The following is a 23465-nucleotide window of genomic DNA, read 5'->3' as shown; positions in this document are numbered from 1 at the left end:
GTCCTACGATCAGTCGGACGACGCTTCAATCCGGCCGCGACTGTCGGCTTCAGTTCGCCCGAAGCCGATCGCGGTGAAGCTGCTCGGAATTCTCCAGCGCTTCGTCGGGAACGCTGAAGATCTGCCCCGGCAGGATGCGGTCCGGATTGGCGATCTGCTGCTGGTTGGCAAGATAGATCGTCGTGTACCGCACGCCCTGCCCGTAGACGCGCCGGGAAATCTGCCACAGCGTATCGCCGCGACGGATGATGACCGAAGCGGGCGATGGCGTCAGTGCCTCCTGCGTCACCGTCACGGGCTCGTCTGCCGGTTGGGCAGCGGCCGTCTCGGTCTCAGCCGGTGCCGGCGCCTCGCTCGATGCGGTATCGGCTTCACCCGCCGGGCTGAAGGCTGGCGACGTGTCGCCGGCTGTAGCTGGATCCTCGCTCGAGGGTGCCTCGACCGCTGGCTGGGGTGCAGACGCGTCGGGCGCGGACGTGCCGGGCGCCGACGCAGCGGGTCCGGTCGCGGCAACACGATCGGTCCGTCCAGGCGCCGTCGTCTCGCCGCCGGTCGCAGCCTCATCGGGCGCGGCTGCCGCCAGCCGGTCTTCGGGCGTTTCGACGGCAAGCGGGGACGGATCGGTGACGACCGCGATGTCTTCTCCCATCGACGGGGCCTCCGCTGCGGCAATTGCCGCGGCCATGCCGCCCTCCGGTCGATCGAATGGAACCAGAGCGCGCGCGACCACCGTTCCCGAAGGATCGACGAGATCGGCGCGGATGGTGTGCTCGCCAACGCTCAACGCCATCCTGCCCTCGACGAGGAAGCGGCCTTCGCTGTTTGCCCTGTCATCGCCAATCAACTGATCATCGGCATAGACACGCACCTCGGTGCCGCGCGGTGACGAACCGGCCACGAAAAGCCGCTCGTCTTCGACTTCGACAGCATCGATGCGCACTTGTGCAGTGGTGGCCGCGGGCGCTTGCGCTGCTTCCTGCTCCGGCTCGGGGGCAAGTGCCGCCACATCCGCCTGCGCATCGGACACAGCGGGAGCGGATTCAGCGCTATCGGCCGGCACCTCTGCCGCGGAAGCTGCATCCTCTTCCTGCTCCGCCATTTCTCCCGCGGCATCGGCTGTCGGTGTCGCTGTTTCCTGACTTTCCGCAGCATTCGTCTCTGCGGCCAGCGTCTGGGAGACGTCGCTCGACGCCTGCGGCATCCCCTCGCCGCCCGAACTCGGGACGTTGACGATACGGCTTGCCTCGCCGGGCCGTGTGACCATGGCGAGCAGCTCGCTTCCGCCATCGCGCCGGATGCTGATCGTCGCGACCTCCTCGGAAAACACCTCCGGCTGGTCGTCGCCGGTGACGCGCAGCGTCAGCTGATAATCGCCCGGTTCCAGTGGCTCGTCGAACACCGCCGCGAAATCGCCGCTCGGACCCACATCGGCGGAAGCGACGACATCCTCGCCATTCATGACGTCTACGCGCGTGCCTGGCTCGGCGCGGCCGGCGATCACCGTCGAGCCATCCGGCTCGACGCGCAGCAGGTCGAAGCCCGGCTCCGAAGGGTCGGTGCTCACATCGGCTGCCGTTTCCGATGTCTCATCCGAAGCCTGAGCATCAGCATCAGCTTCGACGGCAGGCTCTGCTGCGGTTGGTGCTTGCGTCATTTCGTCGATGGGTGCCGGGGTGCCAGCGGCCACATCGGCAGGCGCAGCTTGCTGGTCGGCGACGGCCGGCGCTTCCGGTGCGGCGTCCTCATCGGCAACTGTGCGATCCTGCCGACCCTCGGCCGTCCGATCACCACCGCTCGGCTCGGATGCGGTCACGGCGGGTGCCGTTTCAGGCAACCCAGCCGCCTCTTCGACTGCCGTTTCTTCTACTGCCGTTTGTTCTGTCGCCGGCTCCAAGAAGCGCGGAGCCACGAAGAGCACGCCGAAAGCGATCACCCCCAGCAGTCCACACAGCGCCAGAAGCCCGCCATTCCCCTGATTCATCGAATTTCTCCAAACGGGGCCCGAACCCGTTCAATTTTAATACACGCTAGCGATTTTGGAGACACGTAACAAGTATCGTGCCAATTGCTTCAAATGCGCTTCGAATTCAACTGATGGTCCGGCCCGACGGTGCTTGACGCACGCAGCTTTGGAAGGCTTCCTCCCAGTATGACCCAATCGATGAAAGAGATTCGCGCCGTCTGCGTTTACTGCGGTTCCCAGCCCGGTCGTAACGGCGTCTACACCGAAACCGGACGAGCGCTTGGCCGTTCGATCGCCGCGCACGGACTTCGACTCGTCTATGGTGGTGGAACACGCGGCGTCATGGGCGCGGTCGCCGATGGCGTCATCAATGGCGGCGGCGCGGTGACGGGCATCATCCCCGAATTCCTCATGGAAAAAGAGGCCACGAAACAGGCGCTCGGCCAGCTGGACGAACTGATCGTCACCGAGGACATGCACAAGCGCAAGCACACCATGTTCGAACGCGCCGACGCATTCGTCACCCTGCCCGGCGGGATCGGGACGCTCGAGGAAATCATCGAGATCATGACTTGGGCGCAGCTCGGCCGGCACAAGAAACCGATGGTGCTCGCCAATATCGATGGTTTTTGGGACCCGCTGATCGCGCTGATGGACCACATGGCGGCCGAGGGTTTCCTGCATACGGCGCATCTCGTGCAGCCCCTCGTCATCGACCGGGTCGACGACATCGTCCCCGCCATCATCGCAGCCGGCAGCCAGCCCAACGGCAAATCCGGCGAAGCCGAGATCATCGATCGGATGTAGGCCCGGTTCTGCATCAAAAGCTTTCCGTCTCGGCACGCGTGACTATGTTGTGGGTTGCCGCACCATCGTCCTCCCGCTGAGAGTTTCCGTCGATCCATGCCCACATTGTCCGAAAAGCCCCGTCTTGAAGTCCGCAACGCCGTCGCCGGCGACGTCAAGGCGATCATCGCGCTGACCTCGCGCGTCTATCCGGAAGAGACGCCGTATCAGCCGGGCATCATCCGGGGGCAGATCAATGCGTTTCCGGAAGGTCAGTTCGTGGCCGTCTTCGATGGCGAGATTGTGGGATATGCTGCCACGCTGCAGCTGGCGGAGCGGCAGATCTTTCGCCAGCACACTTGGGACGACATCACCGGCGGTGGCTATGCAAGCCGGCACAATGGCAAGGGCGACTGGCTTTATGGCGTGGAGATCTGCGTGGATCCCGGCCGACGGCGGGCCAAGATCGGCAAGCGGCTCTACGAGGTCCGCCAGCGGCTGTGCGAACAGCTCGACCTCAAGGGCATCGCCTTTGGCGGAAGGCTTGCCGGTTACAAACGCGCCAAGAAGGCCTATCCGAAGCCGGACGATTATCTCGAAGCGGTCAAAACGCGCGACGTCGATGATCCGGTGATCTCGTTCCAGATGCGGCTCGGCTTCGAGCCTGTCCGTGTCCTGCGCCGCTATCATCCGGAAGACAAGCCGGCCGGCGGCCACGCGGCGTTGATGGTCTGGAACAACCCCTATTTCGATCCGGCAGCCGCGACACAGCCGCTTTCGCATCGCGGCCGCGATACGGTGCGCGTCACGACGGTCCAGATCGCGGCGCGCAAGGTCACGACCCATGACGAGTTCTTCGATCATGTGCGCTATTTCGTCGAAGTCGCGGCCGATTACGGCTCGGATTTCGTCGTTTTTCCGGAGCTCTTCACGCTGATCCTCCTGTCCAGTGAACCCGAGCGGCCGCCTTCGGAGGCGATCAAGAGGCTCAGCGCCTATACGCCGGAATTCGTGGAGCGCATGCAGGCGATGGCGCTTGGCTGCAATATCAACATCATCGGCGGATCGCACCCCACGATTGCCGAGGACGGCGATATCCAGAATGTGTCCTATGTGTTCCTGCGCGATGGCACGATCCATGCGCAGGAGAAGCTTCATCCGACGCCGGACGAGCGCGAATACTGGGGGATCGTCGGCGGTGACGTGACCGACGTTATCGACACCGACTGCGGACCGATCGGCGTGATGATCTGCTACGATTCGGAATTCCCGGAGGTCGCGCGTCGCCTCGCCGACCAGGGTGCGCGCATCCTGTTCGTGCCCTACTGCACCGATACGCGGCACGGCCATTTGCGCGTGCGCTATTGTGCGGCCGCGCGTGCGATCGAAAACCAGTGCTATGTCGTGACATCGGGTATTACGGGCAATCTCTCCAATGTCGACAATCTCGACATCAACTACGCGCAGTCCGCGATCCTGACGCCGTGCGACATGCCGTTCGCCCGCGACGGCATCGCGGCGGAAGCGAGCGTCAATGTCGAGATGGTGACCGTCGCCGACCTCAATATCGGCACCATCCAGTGGGCGCGCGCCCAGGGAGCGGTGCGCAATCTGCGCGATCGGCGCTTCGATCTCTATCGGGTCAGGTGGAGCGACGGCGGTTGATCAAGACCGTCACATGACTGTCAGCGGAACCTGATTTGGTCCCACGTTCAACGCAGCTTGGGACCTTGCCGATGTCGATTCGAACTCTTTTTCTGACCGTTGTTTGGCAGGTGCCGATCGCTTTTGCGGCCACCGCCGGTTTTGCCCAGGAGCAGGTTCCGGCCGATCTTGGTCCACGCCCCTTCTATCTCGTCGATGATTTGGAAGACGGTGAGCTCAAAGCGGCGCTCCAGGCTTGCGAGGCGGGTCCGTTCTACCGCAGCGAGTTTTCAATCGGACACCGCGGCGCGCCGCTGCAGTTTCCGGAGCACACGCGCGAATCCTATGTCGCCGCCGCCCGCATGGGCGCAGGCGTTCTGGAGTGCGACGTGGCCTTCACCAAGGATCGCGAACTCGTCTGCCGGCACAGCCAGTGCGATCTGCACACCACGACGAACATTCTGGCGACCGACCTCGCCAACCAGTGCAGCGTGCCCTTCACACCGGCCGACCCGCAGACCGGCCGTCAAGCTTCGGCGCAGTGCTGCACATCGGATGTCACGCTCGCGGAATTCCAGACGCTTCGCGGCAAGATGGACAGTTCCGATCCAGATGCCACCAGCGTCGAAGCCTATCTGGGCGGCACGGCGGCGTGGCGGACGGATCTCTACGCGCAGAACGGCACGCTGATGACGCATGCCGAGTCCATCGCGCTTTTTGCCGAGCTGGGCGTGAAGATGACGCCGGAACTCAAAGCGCCGGAGGTGGCAATGCCCTATGAGGGCGGCTACACGCAGGAAGACTACGCCGCGCAGATGCTCGAGGACTATCGCGCGGCCGGTATCGATCCCGTGAACGTCTACCCTCAGTCCTTCGATCTGAACGATGTCTGGTACTGGATCGAAACCCAACCGGAGTTTGCCGATCGGGTCGTCTATCTCGATGGCCGCGACAGCGAGGATAGCTTCGACCCGATGGATCTTGCGACGCTCGATCCGTCGATGGAAGAGCTTGCCGAGCGCGGTTTGAAGATCATCGCGCCGCCGATATGGATGCTGGTGACGACCGACGAGAATGGCACCATCGTGCCGTCGGCCTATGCGACCGCAGCCAAGGACGCGGGCCTTGAGATCCTCGCCTGGTCGCTGGAACGCTCCGGCCCGCTCGCGGGAGGTGGCGGCTACTACTTCCAGTCGGTCTCGGATGCCATCGAGCGCGATGGCGACGTTCTGACGGTGCTCGATGTGCTCGCCAAAGACGTCGGCGTCATGGGCGTCTTTTCCGACTGGCCGGCCACGACGACCTTCTACGCCAACTGCATGGGGCTCGACTGAGCACCTTTCCGGTGCTCAAGCCGCTTTCGGCCGCCTCAAGAGCGTCGATGTGTAGATCGCCAGCGCAATCCAGATCAGGGCGAAAGCCACGATCTGGGGCCCGGCGAATGGCTCTCCGAAGAAGAACACCGCAATCAGCAGCACCAACGTCGGCACGCTGTACTGCATCAGGCCGATGGTCGCGAGGCGGAGACCCTTGGCGCCGAAGGCGAAGAGCACGAGCGGGATCGCCGTGACGGGCCCGGCGGCAATCAGCATCCAGGTATCGAAGCTGCTGCCTGCGAGGAAATGGTTGTCCCCTTGCGCGATGAACCAGCCGATCAGCACGAGAGCGATCGGGGTTAGAATAATAACTTCCAGCAGGAAGCCCTGGCTCGGGCCGATCGGCAGTGTCTTGCGCAGATAGCCGTAGGTCGCGAAGGAGAAAGCCAGCACCAGCGATATCCAGGGCAGCTTGCCGGCGAAGACCGTGAGAATGATGACGGCGAGACCTGCGAGCGCGATCGCCACCCATTGCAGCCGGTTCGGCTTTTCACCAAGCAGGAAGACGCCCATCAGCACGCTGATCAGCGGGTTGATGTAATAGCCGAGCGAGGCTTCGAGCGCCTGGTTGGACGCGATCGCATAGACGTAGACGCCCCAGTTGATCGAGATGATGGTGGCGGTCACCGCTGCCATGGCAACGACTTTCGGCGACTTGAACGTCGTCATCAGGTCGGCGGTACGGCCAAGCCAGATGAGGATCACGGCGCCTGCCGGCACTGCCCAGAGAATGCGGTGGGCGACAATCTCGACCGGGTTGATGTGGTCGAGCGCCTTCATGAAGAACGGCAGGACGAGACCCCACAAGAGATAGGCGGCGCCGGCCGTGATGAAGCCCTGCGCGGTGTCGCCGGTTGCGACCGGCGTGTTTGCGCCGGCTGCTGCCGGGCCCGGCGCGCCGCAATCTTCAGAGCGTTTCATGGTTCGTACTGCCTACTCGGCGGCGACGCGGCCGGCCTGTTCGCGATTCTTGAGAAGCTTGTAGATGACACTGTCCATCAGCGCCTGGAAGGAGGCGTCGATGATGTTGTCGGAAACGCCGACGGTCCACCAGCGATCCGTCGTCGCGTCACTGGATTCGATCAGAACGCGGGTGATGGCCTCGGTGCCGCCATTGAGGATGCGGACCTTGTAGTCCACCAGCTCCAGATCGGCGATGTCGGCCTGGAACTTGCCCAGATCCTTGCGCAGCGCAATGTCGAGCGCGTTGACCGGGCCCTGCCCCTCGGCCACCGACAGGATCTCTTCGCCATCAACGATCACGCGCACGACGGCTTCCGACACGGTCTTCAGATTGCCGAGCGCATCGAAACGGCGCTCCACCATGACCCGGAAGCTCTGCACCTCGAAGAAATCCGGTACGCGGCCCAGCGTGCGGCGCGCCAGAAGCTCGAAGCTCGCATCGGCCGCCTCATAGGCATAGCCCGACGCTTCTCGCTCCTTGACCAGTGAGATCAGCCTGTCGAGCTTCGGATCGTCCTTGGCGACCTCGATGCCGCGCCGCTTCAGCGCGTTCAGGAAATTGGACTTGCCGCCCTGGTCGGACACCATGACGCGGCGCTGGTTGCCGACGCTTTCCGGGTCGACATGTTCGTAAGTCTTCGGGTCCTTCAACAGGGCCGATGCGTGGATGCCGGCCTTGGTCGCGAAGGCCGACTGGCCCACATAGGGCGCCTGATGCTCTGGATTACGGTTCAAAAGCTCGTCGAAGGTCCGCGACAGCCGCGTCAGATCGGTGAGCTTTTCGCTATCGATGCCGAGCTCGAAGCGCTCGGCATAATGCGGCTTGAGAATGAGCGTCGGGATCAGCGTCACGAGATTGGCATTGCCGCAGCGTTCGCCGATGCCGTTCAGCGTGCCCTGGATCTGGCGCACGCCCGCCTCGACCGCCGCCAGCGAATTGGCGACCGCCTGGCCCGTATCGTTGTGGGCATGGATGCCGAGATGGTCGCCAGGGATGCCGGCTTCGATCAAATTCTTGACGATTTCGGCCACTTCGCCGGGCAGCGTTCCGCCATTGGTGTCGCAGAGCACCACCCAGCGCGCGCCCGCCTCATAGGCGGTCTTTGCGCATGCCGTGGCGTAAGCCGGGTTGGCCTTGTAGCCATCGAAGAAGTGCTCGCAATCGACCAGCGCTTCCTTGCCGGCAGCGATGGTCGCCTCGACCGAAGCCCTGATGCAGTCGAGGTTTTCCTCGTTGGAAATGCCGAGCGCGACGTCGACATGGTAGTCCCAGCTCTTCGCCACGAAGCAAACGGCATCGCCCGCCGCCTGGATGAGCGCCGCAAGCCCCGGATCGTTAGACGCCGAGACCCCTGCCCGCTTGGTCATGCCGAAGGCGACGAAGGCCGCCTTTTTCGTGCGCTTCTTCTCGAAAAAAGCCGTGTCGGTCGGGTTTGCGCCAGGGTAGCCGCCCTCGACGTAATCCAAACCGAACGCATCGAGCATCGACGCGATCAGCGTCTTGTCCTCGACCGAAAAATCGATGCCGGGCGTCTGCTGCCCGTCCCGCAGGGTCGTGTCGAAAAGGTAGAGGCGTTCGCGTGTCATGATGCGCACTCTGCAAATTTGTCCGTCGCGCGGATCAGCTGGTCGAGGATTCCCGGCTCGGTGAAGGCGTGGCCTGCACCCTCGACAATGTGGAACTCGGCTTCTGGCCAGGCCTTGTGCAGCGCCCACGCGAAACGCAGCGGGCACGGCATATCATAGCGGCCGTGAACGATGACACCCGGAATATGCCGGATCTTGTGCGCGTCGCGAATGAGCTGGCCATCGTCGAGCCAACCGGCATGGACGAAGAAATGGTTTTCGATCCGTGCGAAGGCGAGCGCGAATTCATCCTGACCGAAGACCGTGCTGGTCTCGGGCTCGGGCAGAAGCGTAATCGTCTCACCTTCCCACACGCTCCAGGCCTTGGCGGCGGCAAGGCGCGTGGCGGCATCCTCGCTCGTCAGGCGCTTGCGGTAGGCGGCGAGCATGTCGCCGCGTTCCGCTTCCGGAATTGGGGCCACGAAGCGCTCCCATTTGTCGGGAAACATCTCCGAGACGCCGAAGCGGTAGTACCAGTCCATCTCCGCCTTGGTCAGCGTGTAGATGCCGCGCAGCACCAGTTCCGACACGCGTTTCGGGTGCGTCTCGGCATAGGCGAGCGCCAGCGTCGATCCCCAGGACCCGCCGAAGACGAGCCAACTGTCGACGCCGACCATTTCGCGCAGCCGCTCGATATCGGCCACCAGGTGCCAGGTCGTGTTGGCCTCGAGCTCCGCAAAAGGCGTCGAGCGGCCGCAGCCGCGCTGGTCGAACAGCAGCACGTCGTAGCGCGTCGGATCGAAGACACGGCGCTGCTTCGGCGAGATGCCGCCACCCGGTCCGCCATGCAGGAAGACGGCAGGCTTTGCGCCTTTCGTGCCGACGCGCTCGTAATAGATCACATGGCCATCGCCGACATCGAGCGTGCCGGTCTCGTAGGGTTCGATCTCGGGGTAGAAGCCACGCAACGCGCTCATCGGTCGTCGCCTTCCAGAGGCCAGCGATCGGTGTCGTGATCCGGATGCTGATAGGATTGGATCGATGTCAGGAAAGGGTTCTCGACCTCATCGTCGGCGGTGGTGCGCACGGGAAGTGCCGCAAGCGCGTCCACATAGGGCAGCTTTCCTTCCACGCCGAAAACGATGACCGGCGCGATCGCGCTCGGATCGTCGAAGGCTGCGATGGAGAGCGCCATGCCGTCCGGCGCCTCATAGGTCAGCGGCGTGCCGCAATCGGCGCAAAAACCACGCGCCACATGGTTGGAGGAACGGTAGCGCGCCGGCTCGCCGCGGGTCCACGCCAGGCGCTCCGCTTCCACCGAAACCAGCGGCGCAAAGAAATTGCCATAGGCCTTCTGGCACATGCGGCAATGGCAGATCGACGCCTTGCCGAGCGCCCCCCGCATATGAAACCGCACCGCCCCACACTGGCACCCGCCGGAAAACTCTGGCGTGGAGGAAAGGGTCATCGCTTGACCTCCCATGTGGTCACGCGTTCGCCGGTTGCGGGATCCTTGCCGTCTTTCAGCTGAATACCCTGCGCAAGAAGATCGTCGCGGATGCGGTCGGCTTCGGGCCAGTTTTTGTTTGCGATGTGCTGGAGGCGGTGATCGATCGACTTTTGAATGGAAACCCGGTCTTTGGGATGAATTATTCCGACCAGCAGCTCCTTCTGGCGCATCCACTCTTTGATAGACATTCGTTTTAAGCCAAGCAGATCCATACCGAACGACAGGCGTGCCGCGGCAAACGAACCAACTCCGTGAACCGCTTCATTACGTCGTCTTTGGAGATGACGTATTGCATCGCCAGCATTGAGGTCGCTAGCCAGCAATAGGACAACTCCGGGATCAAGGATTGGCGAAGGCGCTAACGCGGCAGCTGAAACTAGCGAGTCGTAGATTTTTTCCGCCTCCTCCAGCCGCCTCACACTGAAATCGATCGGCTCACGGTAATGCGTCATCAGCATTGCCAGACGCAGAACTTCGCCCGGCCACTTCCTGCCCCCGAATTTCTCCGTCTCCAACAATTCGTTGATCGTGACGAAATTGCCCTCGCTTTTCGACATCTTGCGGCCTTCCACCTGGAGGAAGCCGTTGTGCATCCAGATGTTGGCCATCCTATCCGTGCCGTGGGCGCAGCAGGACTGGGCGATTTCGTTTTCGTGGTGGGGGAAGATGAGGTCGAGCCCGCCGCCGTGGATGTCGAAGGTCTGGCCGAGATAGGCGGCAGACATGGCGGAGCATTCGATGTGCCAGCCGGGTCGGCCGCGGATGGCGAGGCTGCGGGAATCGGACATGTGGAAATGCGCGTCCCAGCCGGGCTCTTCGGCGGACGATTCCTTCCAGAGCACGAAGTCGCCGGGGTTTTTCTTGTGCCGCTCGACGGCGACGCGGGCGCCGGCCTGCTGGTCTTCGAGCTTGCGGTTGGAGAGCTTGCCGTAATCCGGCATCGACGACACGTCGAACAGGATTTCACCAGCCGCGTCATAGGCATGGCCGCGGCTGATGAGAGATTGAATCAGGCTCACCATGTCCGTCTTGTGGTCCGGCCGGGGCAGCACGAAGTCGGTCGCGCGGGGCTGGACCGTCGGCGCCAGGCAACCGAGCGCCTTCGCGTCGGCCTGAAACTGCGCCTCGGTTTTTTCGGTGACGGCGCGGATCGCTTCGTTCAGCGGCAGGTTCGGGTAATCGCGCAATGCCCGCGCGTTGATCTTGTCGTCCACGTCGGTGATGTTGCGGACATAGGTGACGTGATCCTCGCCATAGAGATGGCGCAAAAGCCGGAAGAGCACGTCGAAGACGATGACGGGGCGCGCATTGCCGATATGGGCGTAGTCGTAGACCGTCGGTCCGCAGACATACATGCGCACATTGTCGGGATCGATGGGGGCGAAAACCTCCTTCGTCCGCGTGAGGGTGTTGTAGAGCTTGAGTTCAGGCCTCTCGCCCATGGATGACAATCTCCCGTGCCTGCTGGCCGGGGCGTTTGTCGTCATCGAGGACTTGTCGGGACAAAACGGGCCGGGCCAGCGGTGTCGCTAGCGAATAATGATCCGGCAAATGCAGTTGGCGAAGGCGCCATGACGCTGTTGCATGGGAAAAGCTTATCGCGCCTTGCCATCAAGCGGTCAAGTCCCGCGCAACTTAGCGAAAATGCAACCGCCTCACCCGTTCGGGGGATGGACGACCGGTCCGGTACGGCATTCAGTCGTGCCGATCATCGTTCCGGTCCGCCAGGTGCCCCAATCACCGGGCCGGTCACTGGGCCCGGTCGCGTGTTGCAAAAGCGCACCGGGCCCTTTCTTTTTCTGGTTACCCCATTTCCTGCAAAAAGCCGTGATTTAATAGGATCAGGCAGAGGCAAGCAGAGGCCTACGGAGGAGAATTTAATGGACGGCAAGACCAAGCGCCAAGCGGTCAACGGCAACGAGAAGCAGGAGCGCGAGGACGTGGCGCTCGAAAAGCGCTATGGCACGATCGGAAGCGGCGCGGTTCGCGCAGCGGCTCCGCTGACGGCCAAGCTTGGCCACAAGCAGGATCGGTTCCGGCCAAAATCGGTGCGCGAGCTGGATTGATCCTGTCGCGCGACCGATCAGGAGCGGTCAGAGACGCGCGATCAGTCCGGCTGCGATCAGCCACATGACGCAGCCGATTATGACATCGAGTACCCGCCAGGCTGCGGGTCTCGCAAAGAGTGGCGCCAAGAGCCGCGCGCCGTAGCCGAGCCCGAAGAACCACACGAAGGATGCGGTCATGGCGCCGGCGCCGAAGGCAAGCCGCGCTCCGGCCTCATAGCGCGCGGAAAGCGAGCCGATGAGGAGCACCGTGTCCAGATAGACGTGCGGGTTGAGAAAGGTGAAGGCGAGACATGTCGCCAGCGCCTGCTTCAAGCCGGCTCCGCCCTCGGCGCTCAAGCGCATGGCCTCCGGCCGCAGGGCGCGCCGGAACGCGAGAAACCCGTAAGTGATCAGAAACAGCGCGCCACCGATGGTGACGGCGAAGATCAGGCTCGGCGCATTGCTGATCAGCGCGCCGAGACCTGCAACGCCTGCCGCAATCAGCAGCGCGTCCGATAGAGCGCAGACCAGGCAGAGGATGAAGACGTGCTGGCGCAAGAGGCCCTGGCGCAGGATGAACGCGTTTTGCGCGCCGATGGCGACGATGAGGCTGCCGCCAAGCAGGAAGCCGGACAGCGCCGGCAGAAGAATGGGATTCATGGGGAGACCAGTCAGAAGAGGCTGAGTTGCGCGCCGGCCGGCTTTTCCGCCGCCGGCTCGTCCGCTGCAGGTGGCGGCGGTTCGGCGAGCGGGTCGATCCTCTCCTGCAGCGCGGCGTTTTCGTTGGCAACGGCATTGACCGCTTCGGACACGGGAATCGCTTCAAAGAATTCTTCGGATACCGGCCGCAGCAGATCCGCCACGTCGCGCGGCTCCTGGGTCCGGCAATCAAGCCAGCGCGCGAAGTCGCCCGGTTCGATCACCACCGGCATCCGGTCGTGGATGGAAGACAGGGCGGAGTTGGCAGCGGTGGTCAGGATCGCGGCGGTGTCGATCTCGCCGCCTGCTGCATCCGCATAGGTTTCCATCAAGCCGGCAAAAGCGATCACGCCGCCACCGCGAGGGCGGATCCAGAACGGCTGCGAGCGCGCCTTGCGGCCTTCGCCGCGCCGCCATTCGTAAAAGCCCGATGCAGGCACGAGCACTCGGCGATGGCGCATGGCCGCCTTGAACGCCGCTTTCTCCGCCGCCGTCTCCGAGCGTGCATTGATCAGCAGCGGAAAGGCCTTGGTGTCCTTTACCCAGCGCGGCAGAAGCCCCCAGCGCACCAGAAGCGCCTGCCGGTCCGGCCGGTTGGAGCCTTCATTGGCCGGCTCCGTCGCCTGCACGATCACGATCGGCTGTGTCGGCGCGATATTGTAGCGGGGCGGAAAGTCTTCCAGCTCCATGAGGCTGAAGAATTCCCGAACTTCTTCCGGCATCGCTGAAAGTGCAAAACGACCACACATGCCAGAAGCGATGCCACCGGGGCTTCACCCGGTCAAGCGGCCTTTTCTGCGATCAATAAGCGCCGGGACGCGCTGAATAGGCCGGGGTAAGAGGCGGCTGGATGACGGGCATCGCCCTCGGCGCGCCGCCATAGACCGGTTGGCCGACATAGCCCGCAGCGCCAGGGAAGCCACCACGATATCCGCCGAAGCGATAGTCGTCGTAGCGCTCGCGCGCGCGGCTCAACCGGCGTTCCGCTTCGGGGATCTGCGCCTGAAGTGTGACAAGCCGCGTCTGGATGACGGCGCGCTCCTCGGTCGTTGCAGCGCTGACAATGCTTTGCGTCGCCGCATTGAGGTCGTTTGTCAGCCGGTCGCGCTCGACCTGCGCATCATAGACGGCCCGGCCGACCTGATAGGCGTTGGAGAAGCCGGCGGAGAGATCAGCAGGGCAATTGTTCTCGCCCGACTGGCCGTTGCGGCCACGATTCAGCGCGTTGTCCGGCGTGCAATACTGACGAATGCCCTGCTCCCAGCCCGATTGCCAGGCAACCGTGTCGATCGGCAGCCCATGTTTCGAGCAGGCCTCCTGATGTCGGCCGATATAGGTCGTTGCCCTGCCCTGCGCGCCGTCCTGCTGGCCCAGCGTCTGCCAGCTCACGGTTTGACATTCAGCCTCGTTCAATGTCTGGCAGGATGCCAGTGCCAGTCCAAGACCGGCCAGCATTGCCAGCGTTGCAGCCGTCTTCAAAATCATGAATGCCCCCAAGCATTTTCTAATGGAAGCTTACGCTACTTAGCGGGATCTTTGAAAAGGCAAAATGTCGTCTGATCTTGAGTTTCAACAGCCACGTGCAGCCGTCTCGACGATCCTTGTCGATGGCGTTCGCGTGCTCCTGGTCAAGCGCGCCAATCCGCCCGCGCAGGACCTGTACGCATTTCCCGGCGGGCGCGTCGACGAGGGGGAGGCCCTGGAAGATGCGGCGCTTCGAGAATTGCGCGAGGAGACCGGGTTGATCGGCAAAGCGCCCGTGCCATTCAAGAGCTATGACCTGAAGGACGTCAATGCGGATGGGCGTGTCACGAGCTGGTTCAGTCTCACGGTCTACAAGGCGACACTCGATCCAACGGGCCCGTCGCGGCCGATCGCGAGCGACGACGCACTGGAGGCGGGCTGGTTCGGAGCGCAGGACGTGGATGAATTGCCGATGCCGCCGAGCGTGCGCGAATGTCTGGTGGAACTTGGACTGATCCGCCTTAGCCTCGACACGGAAAGCTGATAGCCCTCCACCCATGACACTGACAGGGACAGGAAAAACGATTCGCTTGCTGCATCCTTCGCTCGTTGCCCTCCTGCTCGCGGTCTTGCTCTCGTTGCCTGTGATCGAGCCCGGCGCTGCGCAGGAGCCGGCGGCTCCGGACGCGATGGAAAGCACAGACGAATCGACGACCACCCCACAACCAGCGGCGCCACCCGAAGTGCCCTATGACGACCGGCTGATCAGGCTTTCGGAGATCGTCGGGTCTGTGCACTACCTGCAGACGCTGTGCCGGACCGAGCCTGCGAGCGACGCCGACGACGGCCAGGAGGCTGCCTCATCGAGCGACGTGTCCGACTGGCGCGACCTCATGGAGCAGCTGATTGCCGCGGAAGCGCCCGAAGCAGCCAGAAGCGCGCGGCTGACGGCAGCGTTCAATCGCGGCTACCGCAGTTTTGCGTCGGTCTACACGCGGTGCACGCCATCGGCGGAAGCAGCACGGGCCAGATACCGTAGCGAAGGCGCAACACTGGCGTCTGAAATCATCGCAAGGTTCGGGAATTAGGGCCTTGTTAACCTCTTTTGGCAGCGAGGCGTCCCGTTTTGGGAAGCGGCGTGCTAGAGCTTAACGAAACGGAAATATGGATTCTCGCCCATGGCCATCGCCACCGAACATCGCCTGAACGAGATTGACGAGATGATCGTGCATGAAAAGATGCAGGTCGCGCTCGAACACCAGAACGATGCCTGGGCCGATGGCGTGGCCGACGGCATCGAGCCTGAAATTCTCGTCGATGCGGCTTTGGCGACCGCGATGCGCGAGACTGTCCGCCTCTACGGCGAAGAAGGTGCCGACGAACTTCTTGCAGACCTCAAGGAGCGACTGCTGGCGGGTGAATTTTCCCCCGATCGCGCGCTGCAGTAGAACTCGGCCTTCTTAGACCGCTACTCTGTCACCCTTGCGGGGCCGCTGACCGAACGCTACCTGTGCCGAGCGCCAAGAGATTTTGACGGGAGCTCCGCCCTCATGCCGATCGTCACCCTGGAAGATCGCGCCGTTCTTCGCTTTATCGGACCGGATGCCCAGCGGCTTCTTCAGGACGTCCTGACGCCTGATCTCGATGGGCTTGCCGCCGGCGATGCCGTAGCGGGCGCGCTCTTGACGCCGCAAGGCAAGATCATGTTCGATTTCGTGATCGCCCGCGACGCGGATACCGGCTTCCTGATCGATATCGATGCCGCCTACGCCGACGATTTCGTCCGCCGCATGACGCTTTACCGGCTGCGCGCCAAGCTCGAGATGGCGCGCGCGGACGACCTGCACGTCACGGCGATCTGGCAGGAAGAGCGGCCGGGAGGTGCGCTGCGCGATACACGCTTTCGAAGCACAGAGACGGTCTATCGCCTTTACGCGCCACGGCACGAGCGGGTGACCGGGTCGGCGGAAGATTACGTGAAGCTTCGCATCGCCAATTGCGTCGCGGAGCTCGGCGCCGACTTTCCGCCCTCCGATGCTTTCCCGCACGACGTGCTGATGGACCGCAATGGCGGGGTTTCCTTCAAGAAGGGCTGCTTTGTCGGCCAGGAAGTCGTCTCGCGCATGCAGCACCGGGCGACTGCGCGTCGGCGGCTGGTGCTGGTTTCGGGGTCGCAGGATCTGCCGACGGGCGATATCGACATCACCGTCGACAACCGCTCGATCGGCACGCTTGGCAGCCGTTCCGGCAGCGAGGGGCTTGCGATCGTGCGCATCGACAAGGCCGGGGCTGCGATTGCCGCTGGCAAGGCGATTCACGCAGGCGACCAGCCGGTCGACATCCGCCTGGCAGACTGGACCGGCCTCAGCTTTCCAACCGACCTGCAGGCGAGCGAGGCGTAACGCCTGTGAACGCGCGCCGCGACGGCCGGGCCTGGCAACGCATGCTCTCCGGCCGCCGGCTGGATCTGATCGACCCCTCTCCGCTCGATATCGAGATCTCCGACATCGCCCATGGTCTGGCGCGCGTTGCGCGCTGGAACGGACAGACGATCGGGCGGCATGCGTTTTCGGTGGCGCAGCACGCGGTGCTGGTCGAGGAGATCGCCACGCGCATCAATCTCACGCTCGATCCGGCCACGCGGATGCTGGTGCTTCTCCACGATGCACCTGAATATGTGATCGGCGACATGATCTCGCCCTTCAAGGCGGTTCTTGGCGGCCATTACAAGGAGATAGAAGCCCGTCTTCAGAGCGCGATTCACCTCAGATTCTCTTTGCCCTCGGTGCCGTCCGCGGCGACCAAGGCCATGATCAAGCGGGCCGATACCATTGCGGCCTATTTCGAGGCGACGCGGCTTGCCGGCTTCAGCGAAAGAGAGGCGCGTCTCTATTTCGGCACGCCGCGCGGTGTTTCGCCAGATATGCTGTCGATCGAGCCGCTGGCGACGGAAGACGCGCAGACGCTCTTTCTCGAACGGTTCGCGGTGGCTGAAGCCGCGCGTCGGGCGGAGGCCGGTTGAGATGCCGTTTCTGGTGGTCTGTCCGCTGAACAGGGTTGCCGAAACGGCCGTTCGCCACCGTGCCGGCGCACTGGTCAGCCTTCTCGCGGAGCATCAGGCGCTGCACCGCCCCGGCTTGATTGCGGCGGACAATCATCTGCAGCTCGGGCTGAACGACATTGCCGTTGCCATCGATGGACTGGTTCTTGCGCAGGAAAGCCATGTGCGCCAGCTCGTCGATTTCGTGCGTGCTTGGGATCAAACGCAGCCTCTTCTCATCCATTGCTGGATGGGCGTGTCGCGTTCACCCGCCGCCGCGCTGATTGCGGCGCTATCGCTCGACCCGGATCTCGATGACGCGGAACTGGCGCAGGCGCTGCGCCGGGCGGCGCCGTTCGCAACACCGAACCCGCGACTGATCGAGATCGGCGACGCGCTTCTTGGCCGCAACGGCGCCCTCGTGCGGGCCGTGAAGTCGATCGGCCGTGGCGCCGACACGGCGCAAGGCATTCCCTTCGTTTTTCCGCTTCAACTTGAACGCAGTGCGCCGGCATGAGCGGCGAAGGTGCCGGGCTGACGGCCATCGAGATCGGATTGACAGCGGCCATCATCACCGTCGCCGGATCCGAGCCGCGCGTTCTCACTGTCTCCGACCGAGCGGCCCTCGCCTCCCTGCCGCTCGGGCCTTTCGACCCGCGTCAGCACCGGACGCTGGAAATGGGCCTGCGTGCTTATGTAAGCGCGCAAACGGGCCTGTCGCTCGGCTATGTCGAGCAGCTCTACACGTTCGGCGATCGTGGCCGGCACAAGCAGGAGGCGGATACCGGCCCTCACATCGTCTCCGTCGGCTATCTGGCGCTGACCCGTTCGACCGAGGACGACCCGGCCGATGACGGCGAAGGCTGGCACGGCATCTATCGCTTCCTGCCCTGGGAAGACTGGCGCCAGGGTCGACCGAAGATGCTGGACGCGCTGATCCTGCCGCGGCTGATTGCCTGGGCGGGTGCTCCGCAGGCCGAGAGCCGATCAGCGCGCCTGCCGGGCAAGCACTCCCGCCTGCGCCTCGCTTTCGGCCTCGACGATTTTCCCTGGGACGAGGAGCGCGTGCTGGAGCGCTACGAGCTGCTCTATGAAGCCGGCCTTCTCGAAGAAGCGGTGACGGACGGGCGGGTCGCGTCGACGGGTCTCGACCAGCCACTCGGCGTCCAGATGCGGTTCGACCACCGCCGCGTGCTGGCAACGGCCGCGTCGCGGTTGCGCAGCAAGATCAAGTATCGGCCGGTCGTGTTCGAACTGATGCCGGAGCGCTTCACGCTGACGGAGCTGCAGGCGACGGTGGAAGCCATTGCCGGGCGGCATCTGCACAAGCAAAATTTCCGCCGCCTGGTCGAAGGCGCGGAACTGGTGGAACCGACAGGTGAAACCAGTGCCCGCACCGGAGGCCGGCCAGCCGCGCTCTACCGTTTCCGGCGCAAGATCCTGGACGAGCGGCCAGCGCCCGGCCTCAAGCTCGGCGGCCGGGGCTGATCATGCATTTGGAAACGCTTTATAGCGGCCGCTTGGCAAAGCCTTTGCCGACGATCGGTCCGGTTGGCCGTCCCGTCGGCGAGCCGCCCTCCTGCTCGATCGTGATCTCGTAGAGCTGTTCCGGCTGCGGCAGCGGCAATGACGGACCGTTATCCAGCAAAGTCGTTTCCGACTGGTCGATAAGGCCCAGCGACACAGGGCCGAGATCTTCGTTCGGCAATGTCCAGACCTGCATCGTACGGTCTGCCGGAACGGCGATTTCGGCAAGCGGCGTGACCCGGCTTGTGCGATCGCCGTAATCCTCGACGATTGCAAGCGGTTCGCCCGCATCGTCGATCAGCACCGCGACCACCTGCGCCTGCGGCTGCTGCGATGGTGTCACGAGAAGCGCCGCGGCAAGGATGCCGGCCGCCGCCATGCCTGAGAGTGCAGCAATGCGCCAGCGTCGCACCGCATTGTCGTTTGCGGCCCGTGCCGGGGCGGCCGTGATGGTCGGCGCGCTCGACCCGGTTGTCGGCAGCGCGCTCTCGATGCGCTGCCACAGGCCTGGTGTGACCGCGACGGGTTGAGCGGCAAGATCAAGTTCGTGGAAGCGGTCGCGCGCCCTCGCAACTGCGGCGCGCAATTCCGGATCGCGCTCAATGTCGTCCTCGACGGCGGCTTCTTCACGCGCATCGAGCAGACCGAGCACATAGTCTTCGGCCCGGTCGTCAACGCTTGGGCTGAGAGGCGTGCTGGTCATTCCATGCACCCCCGCAGCGTGGTGAGGCCACGGCGCACCCACGCCTTGGCGGTTCCAAGCGGGACCCCGAGCCGCCCCGCGATTTCGCCGTGGGTGTAGCCGGAGATATACGCCATCAGGATGCTGCGGCGCTTCTGCTCATCCAGCGCCTCGAGACATTGGCGCAGGCGGCTTTCCTGGTCGAGCCGCGAGAGCACGTCGTCGGCCGCATGAACGGTCGCGGTTTCGCGCAGCGTGTCGAGATCGGTTTCTTCCGCCAGTTCCTCGCGGCCGCCGTCACGCAGGACATTAAGCGCGCGGTTGCGCACCACCGCATAGATCCACCCGCGCGCCGATCCGCGATCGGGCGAATACTGGTGCGCCTTGCGCCAGATCTGAATGAAGGCTTCCTGGACGATCTCTTCGGCAAGATCACGCCGGCGAACGATGCGCTGCGCAACGGCAACAAGCCGCCCCGCTTCGGTGTCGAAGAGGCTCTTCAAGGCCTGGCGATCGCCACGCGCGCAGCCTGCCAAGGCCTCGGCATGGTTCAATGTCACGTTGCTACCTGCACGGCTTTTCCCAAACCCGATCCCTGTCACGCTGTCCGGCGCAACCATCAAGTGCCACATCGAAATGCCTCTCGTAAAGCAGTGTGCCCTTCCGATACCCGCGGGTGCGACAAACGGATGCAAAAAATAAAAATTGCGCCGGGTGCATCCAAACAGCCTGCCCCCGTGTCTGGACCATGAACGGGGCGTCTCCGCCTCTTCGCAACCAACAACGGGAGTTCACGACCATGCAGGGTTTCAAGACAGCACTTGCAGCTTCGACAGTTCTTCTTCTCACCGGCGCAACCGGCTTCGCAGCCCCTGTGCTCGGCCTCACCGGCGATAAGACGCTGGTCCTCTTCGACAGCGAAACGCTGGAAGTCTCCGAGACGATGGACGTCACCGGCGTCGATTCGCTGGTCGGCATCGACTACCGCCCGGCCAACAGCACAATCGTCGGCGTTACGCCTGAAAGCGTTGTCGTGACGATCGATCTGGAAACCGGTGAAGCGACCGAGCTTTCCACGATGAACACGCCGCTCGAAATCGGTGACGCACCGGTCGTCGTCGACTTCAACCCGATGGCCGACCGTCTGCGCTACATGACGGGTACCACCAACTACCGCGTCAACATCGACACGGGCGAAGTGACGGTCGATGGCGAACTGGCGTTCGAAGACAGCGACATGCATGCCGGCGAAGCGCCGAACATCGTGGCTGCTGCCTACATCAATTCGTTCGGCACTGCCGAATCGACCGCCATGTACGACATCGACGCCACGATTGGTGCGCTGATCCAGCAGACATCGCCGAATGACGGCACGCTCGCAGCCATCGGCAAGCTCGGCATCGAAAGCGCAGGCGACACCTTCGCCTTCGACGTCCAGACCACCGAAGACGGCACGAACACCGCCTGGCTCGCAACCGGTGGCACGCTCTACACGGTCGATCTGGAAACCGGTGCCGCCACTGAAGCCGGTGCGATTACCGGCGTCGATGGCGATCTGCGTGACCTGACGGTTCTGCCGGAAGCCATGTAATACCCGAAGTCTCCCCGTGGACGGGTCAACTTGCCGCCGGCTTTATCGCCGGCGGCTTTTTTTGTGAATCTTTCCGGCGGCTTGATCGCCGGTCTTCTGAGAAGTCAGACACCGATCTGGATATCGAGGCCGATGTCGAGCGGAGCCGCGGCCATCGTGATCTTCGATGTCGAGATGAGGTCGACGCCCGTCGCAGCGATGGCAGCGATCGTCTCGATGCTGATTCCGCCTGAAGCTTCGAGACGGGTGGACGGACGTGTCTCATTCTTCATCCGCACAGCTTTTTCAAGGGCTTGTGGGCCCATGTTATCGAGCAGAATCACATCCGCCCCGGCCGTCAGCGCTTCGGCGAGCTGATCAAGTGTGTCTACCTCTATCTCGATGCAGACCAAGTGCCCTACGTAGGAGCGGGCGCGCTCGATCGCGGCCGTCAGACCGCCGGCAACGGCGATGTGGTTGTCCTTGATGAGAACGGCATCATCGAGCCCGAAGCGGTGGTTGGCGCCGCCGCCACAGCGCACGGCGTATTTCTGGAAAGCCCGAAGGCCCGGAACGGTCTTGCGCGTGCAGCAGACCCGCGCAGCAGAGCCCTCGATGGCATCGACATAGATCGCTGTCGCCGTCGCGATGCCCGAGAGGTGCATCAGATAGTTGAGCGCCGTACGTTCGGCCGACAGGATGGCGCGCGCCTTGCCCGACACGCGGGCGATGGCCGTACCCGGCGCGACCCGATCGCCGTCATGGGCGAGCTGCTCGAACGAGATGTCCGGGTCCATCAGCCGAAATGCCGCCTTTGCCATGGGCAGGCCGCAGATCACGCCGCCATCCCGCGCGTTGAAGGTGGCAGTCGCCTCTCTGTCAGGCGCGATGGTCGCTGCGGTCGTCAGATCACCGGCGCGGCCGAGATCTTCCTGCAGAGCGGCGCGAACCGCATCCTCGATCAGGAGACCGGGCAATTCGGGCCTGTAGGGTCTGTCGGTCATGGGTCTCGTCCTTCAGATGATATCCGCGATCATTGTTTCGGCTTCAGCGAGTTTCAGCGCGCTGCGCCGTTCGAACGCCTGCTCCTCGGCCGGCCAACCGCTCCGGAAGTGTCCGCCGCGACTTTCCTCGCGCAACAGCGCGCCGAGCGTGACCAGACGTGCGACCGCCAGGCTGTTTTCGATGCTGTCACCGCCGCGCATCGTAGCCATGGCTCTCAGCGCATCCGTCAGACCCGCGCGATCGCGCAGCACGCCGACATTGCGGTTCATGATGTCGCGGAGATCGGCCATGATCCGCCGATCGGCTTCGTGGTCGTCTGCCGACGCCCCCTCTTGCACGATCGGTACGGACAGGGCGCCCCCTGCATTGCCGGACGCGATGGCCTGGGCAATCCGCGCTGCGAAGACCACCGCTTCCAGAAGCGAGTTCGAGGCCAGCCGATTGGCCCCATGCACACCGGTGCAGGCGGCTTCGCCGGCCGCGTAAAGACCTTTCAGAGACGTGCGACCATCCGCATCGGTCCAGATGCCGCCCATGTGGTAGTGGGCGGCTGGCGCGACTGGAATGGGCGCCGTCACTGGATCGATGCCGGCCTCCATGCAGTGCCGATAGACCGTCGGAAACATCTGAGGAAAATGATCACCGATCGCCTGCCGGCAATCCAGAAAGGCACCCCTGCCCGCCTGGATTTCGGCGAAGATGCCGCGGGCGACGATATCGCGCGGGGCAAGCTCGGCTTCCGGGTGGATCGCCTGCATGAACCGGTCGCCGGTACGGTTGATCAGCGTCGCGCCATCGCCGCGCAAAGCTTCGGTCGCAAGCGGTGCGGGATCACGGCCGACATCGAGCGCGGTCGGGTGAAACTGCACGAATTCGGCATCGGCGATGACCGCGCCTGCGCGTGCCGCCATGCCGGTGCCGGTTCCAGAGGCTTCCGAAGGATTGGTGGTGAGCCGATAGAGATGGCCGATGCCGCCGGTGCAGATGGCAACAGCGCTCGCCGAAAACCGCAGCCGCGCACCATGCCGGCGATCGGTACGGGCAACCACCCCGCAGACGGCGCCGTCTTCCACGAGAAGGCGCTCGGCCTGAAGGTTCTCGATCACGGTGATCGACGGGGTGCGCCTGACCGCAGCGACAAGCGCCTCCATAATCGCCCGGCCCGCCATGTCGCCACCGACGCGCACGATCCTGCGCTGGGAGTGGGCCGCCTCGCGGGAAAGTGCGAGCCGCCCTTCCAGATCGCGATCGAATGGCACGCCATAGGCGAGCAGGTCGTGCACCCGCTCCGGTCCCTCCCGCACCATCAAACGCGCCATGTCGATATCGACGATGCCGGCACCGGCGGCGATCGTATCAGCCAGATGCTCCTCGGCACTGTCCTCGTCGCTGACGGCAGCGGCGATGCCGCCCTGCGCCCAGGCGGACGATGCCCCCTCGCCGATCGGTGCCGCTGCCAGCACCGTCACCGGAAGCGGGCTCAGCTTCAGAGCGCAAAAAAGCCCGGCGAGGCCGCCGCCGATGATGACGATACCGCCCTTTCCAGTCCGGCCGGTACTCATGAGCGACTTCCGATCGCCGCGGCTGTATCGCCAAGCCGTGATTGGACGATGGGCAGGTGA

At 63.8% G+C, this 23465-nt stretch carries 25 protein-coding genes; 12 read left to right on the top strand and 13 right to left on the bottom strand.

What is annotated here, in order from left to right:
- Positions 1–49: 49 nt before the first annotated feature.
- Positions 50–1981: a LysM peptidoglycan-binding domain-containing protein gene (locus QQL76_RS12670; RefSeq protein ID WP_499207954.1), complete on the bottom strand. Its 1932-nt coding sequence runs from the start codon at positions 1979–1981 to the stop codon at positions 50–52.
- Positions 1982–2149: 168 nt separating this feature from the next.
- Between QQL76_RS12670 and QQL76_RS12665 the strand changes: the two genes are divergently transcribed.
- The 3 genes from QQL76_RS12665 to QQL76_RS12655 all read left to right on the top strand — a co-directional run bounded on the left by QQL76_RS12665 (position 2150) and on the right by QQL76_RS12655 (position 5727).
- Positions 2150–2770 (top strand): LOG family protein, encoded by a 621-nt coding sequence (locus QQL76_RS12665; protein WP_499207953.1) that lies wholly within the window; start codon positions 2150–2152, stop codon positions 2768–2770.
- Positions 2771–2866: 96 nt separating this feature from the next.
- Positions 2867–4414, top strand: a complete 1548-nt coding sequence (locus QQL76_RS12660) for a carbon-nitrogen hydrolase family protein (protein WP_499207952.1) — start codon at positions 2867–2869, stop codon at positions 4412–4414.
- A gap of 71 nt (positions 4415–4485) precedes the next feature.
- Positions 4486–5727, top strand: a complete 1242-nt coding sequence (locus tag QQL76_RS12655) for a glycerophosphodiester phosphodiesterase family protein (protein ID WP_499207951.1) — start codon at positions 4486–4488, stop codon at positions 5725–5727.
- A gap of 15 nt (positions 5728–5742) precedes the next feature.
- On the opposite strand, the gene rarD is transcribed toward QQL76_RS12655, so the two are convergent.
- From rarD to cysS, 5 genes are read right to left on the bottom strand one after another with little or no spacing between them, the layout of a single operon-like run.
- The gene (gene rarD, locus QQL76_RS12650; protein ID WP_499207950.1) at positions 5743–6690 is read right to left on the bottom strand and encodes an EamA family transporter; all 948 of its coding nucleotides are present in this window, start codon (positions 6688–6690) and stop codon (positions 5743–5745) included.
- Between the two features lie 12 nt (positions 6691–6702).
- Positions 6703–8319, bottom strand: a complete 1617-nt coding sequence (gene cimA, locus QQL76_RS12645) for a (R)-citramalate synthase (RefSeq protein WP_499207949.1) — start codon at positions 8317–8319, stop codon at positions 6703–6705.
- Positions 8316–9275 (bottom strand): alpha/beta hydrolase family protein, encoded by a 960-nt coding sequence (gene pip, locus QQL76_RS12640; RefSeq protein ID WP_499207948.1) that lies wholly within the window; start codon positions 9273–9275, stop codon positions 8316–8318. The genes cimA and pip overlap by 4 nt, the downstream gene beginning before the upstream one ends.
- Complete coding sequence (locus QQL76_RS12635; protein ID WP_499207947.1) at positions 9272–9766, bottom strand: GFA family protein; 495 nt, start codon at positions 9764–9766, stop codon at positions 9272–9274. The genes pip and QQL76_RS12635 overlap by 4 nt, the downstream gene beginning before the upstream one ends.
- On the bottom strand, positions 9763–11250 hold the full coding sequence (cysS, locus tag QQL76_RS12630; RefSeq protein ID WP_499207946.1) for a cysteine--tRNA ligase: 1488 nt from the start codon (positions 11248–11250) through the stop codon (positions 9763–9765). The genes QQL76_RS12635 and cysS overlap by 4 nt, the downstream gene beginning before the upstream one ends.
- A 438-nt stretch (positions 11251–11688) precedes the next feature.
- Here cysS and QQL76_RS12625 point away from each other — a divergent pair, with 438 nt between their 5' ends.
- Positions 11689–11874, top strand: a complete 186-nt coding sequence (locus tag QQL76_RS12625) for a hypothetical protein (protein ID WP_499207945.1) — start codon at positions 11689–11691, stop codon at positions 11872–11874.
- A 27-nt stretch (positions 11875–11901) separates the two neighbouring features.
- Here the strand turns inward: QQL76_RS12625 and QQL76_RS12620 are convergent, their stop codons facing one another.
- From QQL76_RS12620 to QQL76_RS12610, 3 genes are read right to left on the bottom strand one after another with little or no spacing between them, the layout of a single operon-like run.
- Entirely contained in the window at positions 11902–12516 is a 615-nt protein-coding gene (locus QQL76_RS12620; RefSeq protein ID WP_499207944.1) for a LysE/ArgO family amino acid transporter, read from the bottom strand.
- An 11-nt stretch (positions 12517–12527) separates the two neighbouring features.
- On the bottom strand, positions 12528–13304 hold the full coding sequence (locus QQL76_RS12615; RefSeq protein WP_499207943.1) for an SOS response-associated peptidase: 777 nt from the start codon (positions 13302–13304) through the stop codon (positions 12528–12530).
- Between the two features lie 52 nt (positions 13305–13356).
- The gene (locus QQL76_RS12610) at positions 13357–14040 is read right to left on the bottom strand and encodes a DUF2799 domain-containing protein (RefSeq protein ID WP_499207942.1); all 684 of its coding nucleotides are present in this window, start codon (positions 14038–14040) and stop codon (positions 13357–13359) included.
- A 64-nt stretch (positions 14041–14104) separates the two neighbouring features.
- On the opposite strand from QQL76_RS12610, the gene QQL76_RS12605 reads away from it, so the two are divergent.
- The 7 genes from QQL76_RS12605 (at position 14105) to QQL76_RS12575 (ending at position 18547) form a co-directional block, all read left to right on the top strand.
- A complete protein-coding gene (locus QQL76_RS12605) occupies positions 14105–14563 on the top strand; it encodes an NUDIX hydrolase (protein WP_499207941.1) in 459 nt (152 codons plus the stop codon).
- Positions 14564–14609: 46 nt separating this feature from the next.
- On the top strand, positions 14610–15107 hold the full coding sequence (locus tag QQL76_RS12600) for a TIGR02301 family protein (RefSeq protein WP_499207940.1): 498 nt from the start codon (positions 14610–14612) through the stop codon (positions 15105–15107).
- A 90-nt stretch (positions 15108–15197) separates the two neighbouring features.
- Positions 15198–15467 (top strand): hypothetical protein, encoded by a 270-nt coding sequence (locus QQL76_RS12595; RefSeq protein WP_126010810.1) that lies wholly within the window; start codon positions 15198–15200, stop codon positions 15465–15467.
- A gap of 102 nt (positions 15468–15569) precedes the next feature.
- The gene (gene ygfZ / locus QQL76_RS12590; protein ID WP_499207939.1) at positions 15570–16421 is read left to right on the top strand and encodes a YgfZ/GcvT domain-containing protein; all 852 of its coding nucleotides are present in this window, start codon (positions 15570–15572) and stop codon (positions 16419–16421) included.
- A 41-nt stretch (positions 16422–16462) separates the two neighbouring features.
- Entirely contained in the window at positions 16463–17041 is a 579-nt protein-coding gene (locus QQL76_RS12585) for a YfbR-like 5'-deoxynucleotidase (protein ID WP_499208365.1), read from the top strand.
- Position 17042: 1 nt separating this feature from the next.
- The gene (locus QQL76_RS12580) at positions 17043–17576 is read left to right on the top strand and encodes a tyrosine phosphatase family protein (RefSeq protein ID WP_499207938.1); all 534 of its coding nucleotides are present in this window, start codon (positions 17043–17045) and stop codon (positions 17574–17576) included.
- Positions 17573–18547 carry an NUDIX hydrolase gene (locus QQL76_RS12575; RefSeq protein WP_499207937.1) on the top strand — a complete coding sequence of 325 codons (975 nt, stop codon included), beginning with the start codon at positions 17573–17575 and terminating at the stop codon, positions 18545–18547. The genes QQL76_RS12580 and QQL76_RS12575 overlap by 4 nt, the downstream gene beginning before the upstream one ends.
- 19 nt (positions 18548–18566) lie before the next feature.
- On the opposite strand, the gene QQL76_RS12570 is transcribed toward QQL76_RS12575, so the two are convergent.
- Positions 18567–19289 carry an anti-sigma factor gene (locus QQL76_RS12570; RefSeq protein ID WP_499207936.1) on the bottom strand — a complete coding sequence of 241 codons (723 nt, stop codon included), beginning with the start codon at positions 19287–19289 and terminating at the stop codon, positions 18567–18569.
- Positions 19286–19828 (bottom strand): sigma-70 family RNA polymerase sigma factor, encoded by a 543-nt coding sequence (locus QQL76_RS12565; protein WP_499207935.1) that lies wholly within the window; start codon positions 19826–19828, stop codon positions 19286–19288. Before QQL76_RS12565 ends, QQL76_RS12570 begins: the two co-directional genes overlap by 4 nt.
- A gap of 239 nt (positions 19829–20067) precedes the next feature.
- Here QQL76_RS12565 and QQL76_RS12560 point away from each other — a divergent pair, with 239 nt between their 5' ends.
- Entirely contained in the window at positions 20068–20859 is a 792-nt protein-coding gene (locus QQL76_RS12560) for a DUF4394 domain-containing protein (protein WP_499207934.1), read from the top strand.
- 104 nt (positions 20860–20963) lie between these two features.
- On the opposite strand, the gene nadC is transcribed toward QQL76_RS12560, so the two are convergent.
- Together nadC and QQL76_RS12550 are read right to left on the bottom strand one after the other, a co-directional pair.
- Positions 20964–21842 carry a nicotinate-nucleotide diphosphorylase gene (gene nadC / locus QQL76_RS12555; protein ID WP_499207933.1) on the bottom strand — a complete coding sequence of 293 codons (879 nt, stop codon included), beginning with the start codon at positions 21840–21842 and terminating at the stop codon, positions 20964–20966.
- A 12-nt stretch (positions 21843–21854) separates the two neighbouring features.
- Complete coding sequence (locus QQL76_RS12550; RefSeq protein ID WP_499207932.1) at positions 21855–23405, bottom strand: L-aspartate oxidase; 1551 nt, start codon at positions 23403–23405, stop codon at positions 21855–21857.
- Between the last annotated feature and the right edge of the window lie 60 nt (positions 23406–23465).

This window comes from Rhizobium albus (assembly GCA_030160035.1).
Classification (GTDB): domain Bacteria; phylum Pseudomonadota; class Alphaproteobacteria; order Rhizobiales; family Rhizobiaceae; genus Georhizobium; species Georhizobium albus.
The sequence above is the reverse complement of the archived record's forward strand: the minus strand, read 5'-3'. Positions and strand labels throughout refer to the sequence as shown.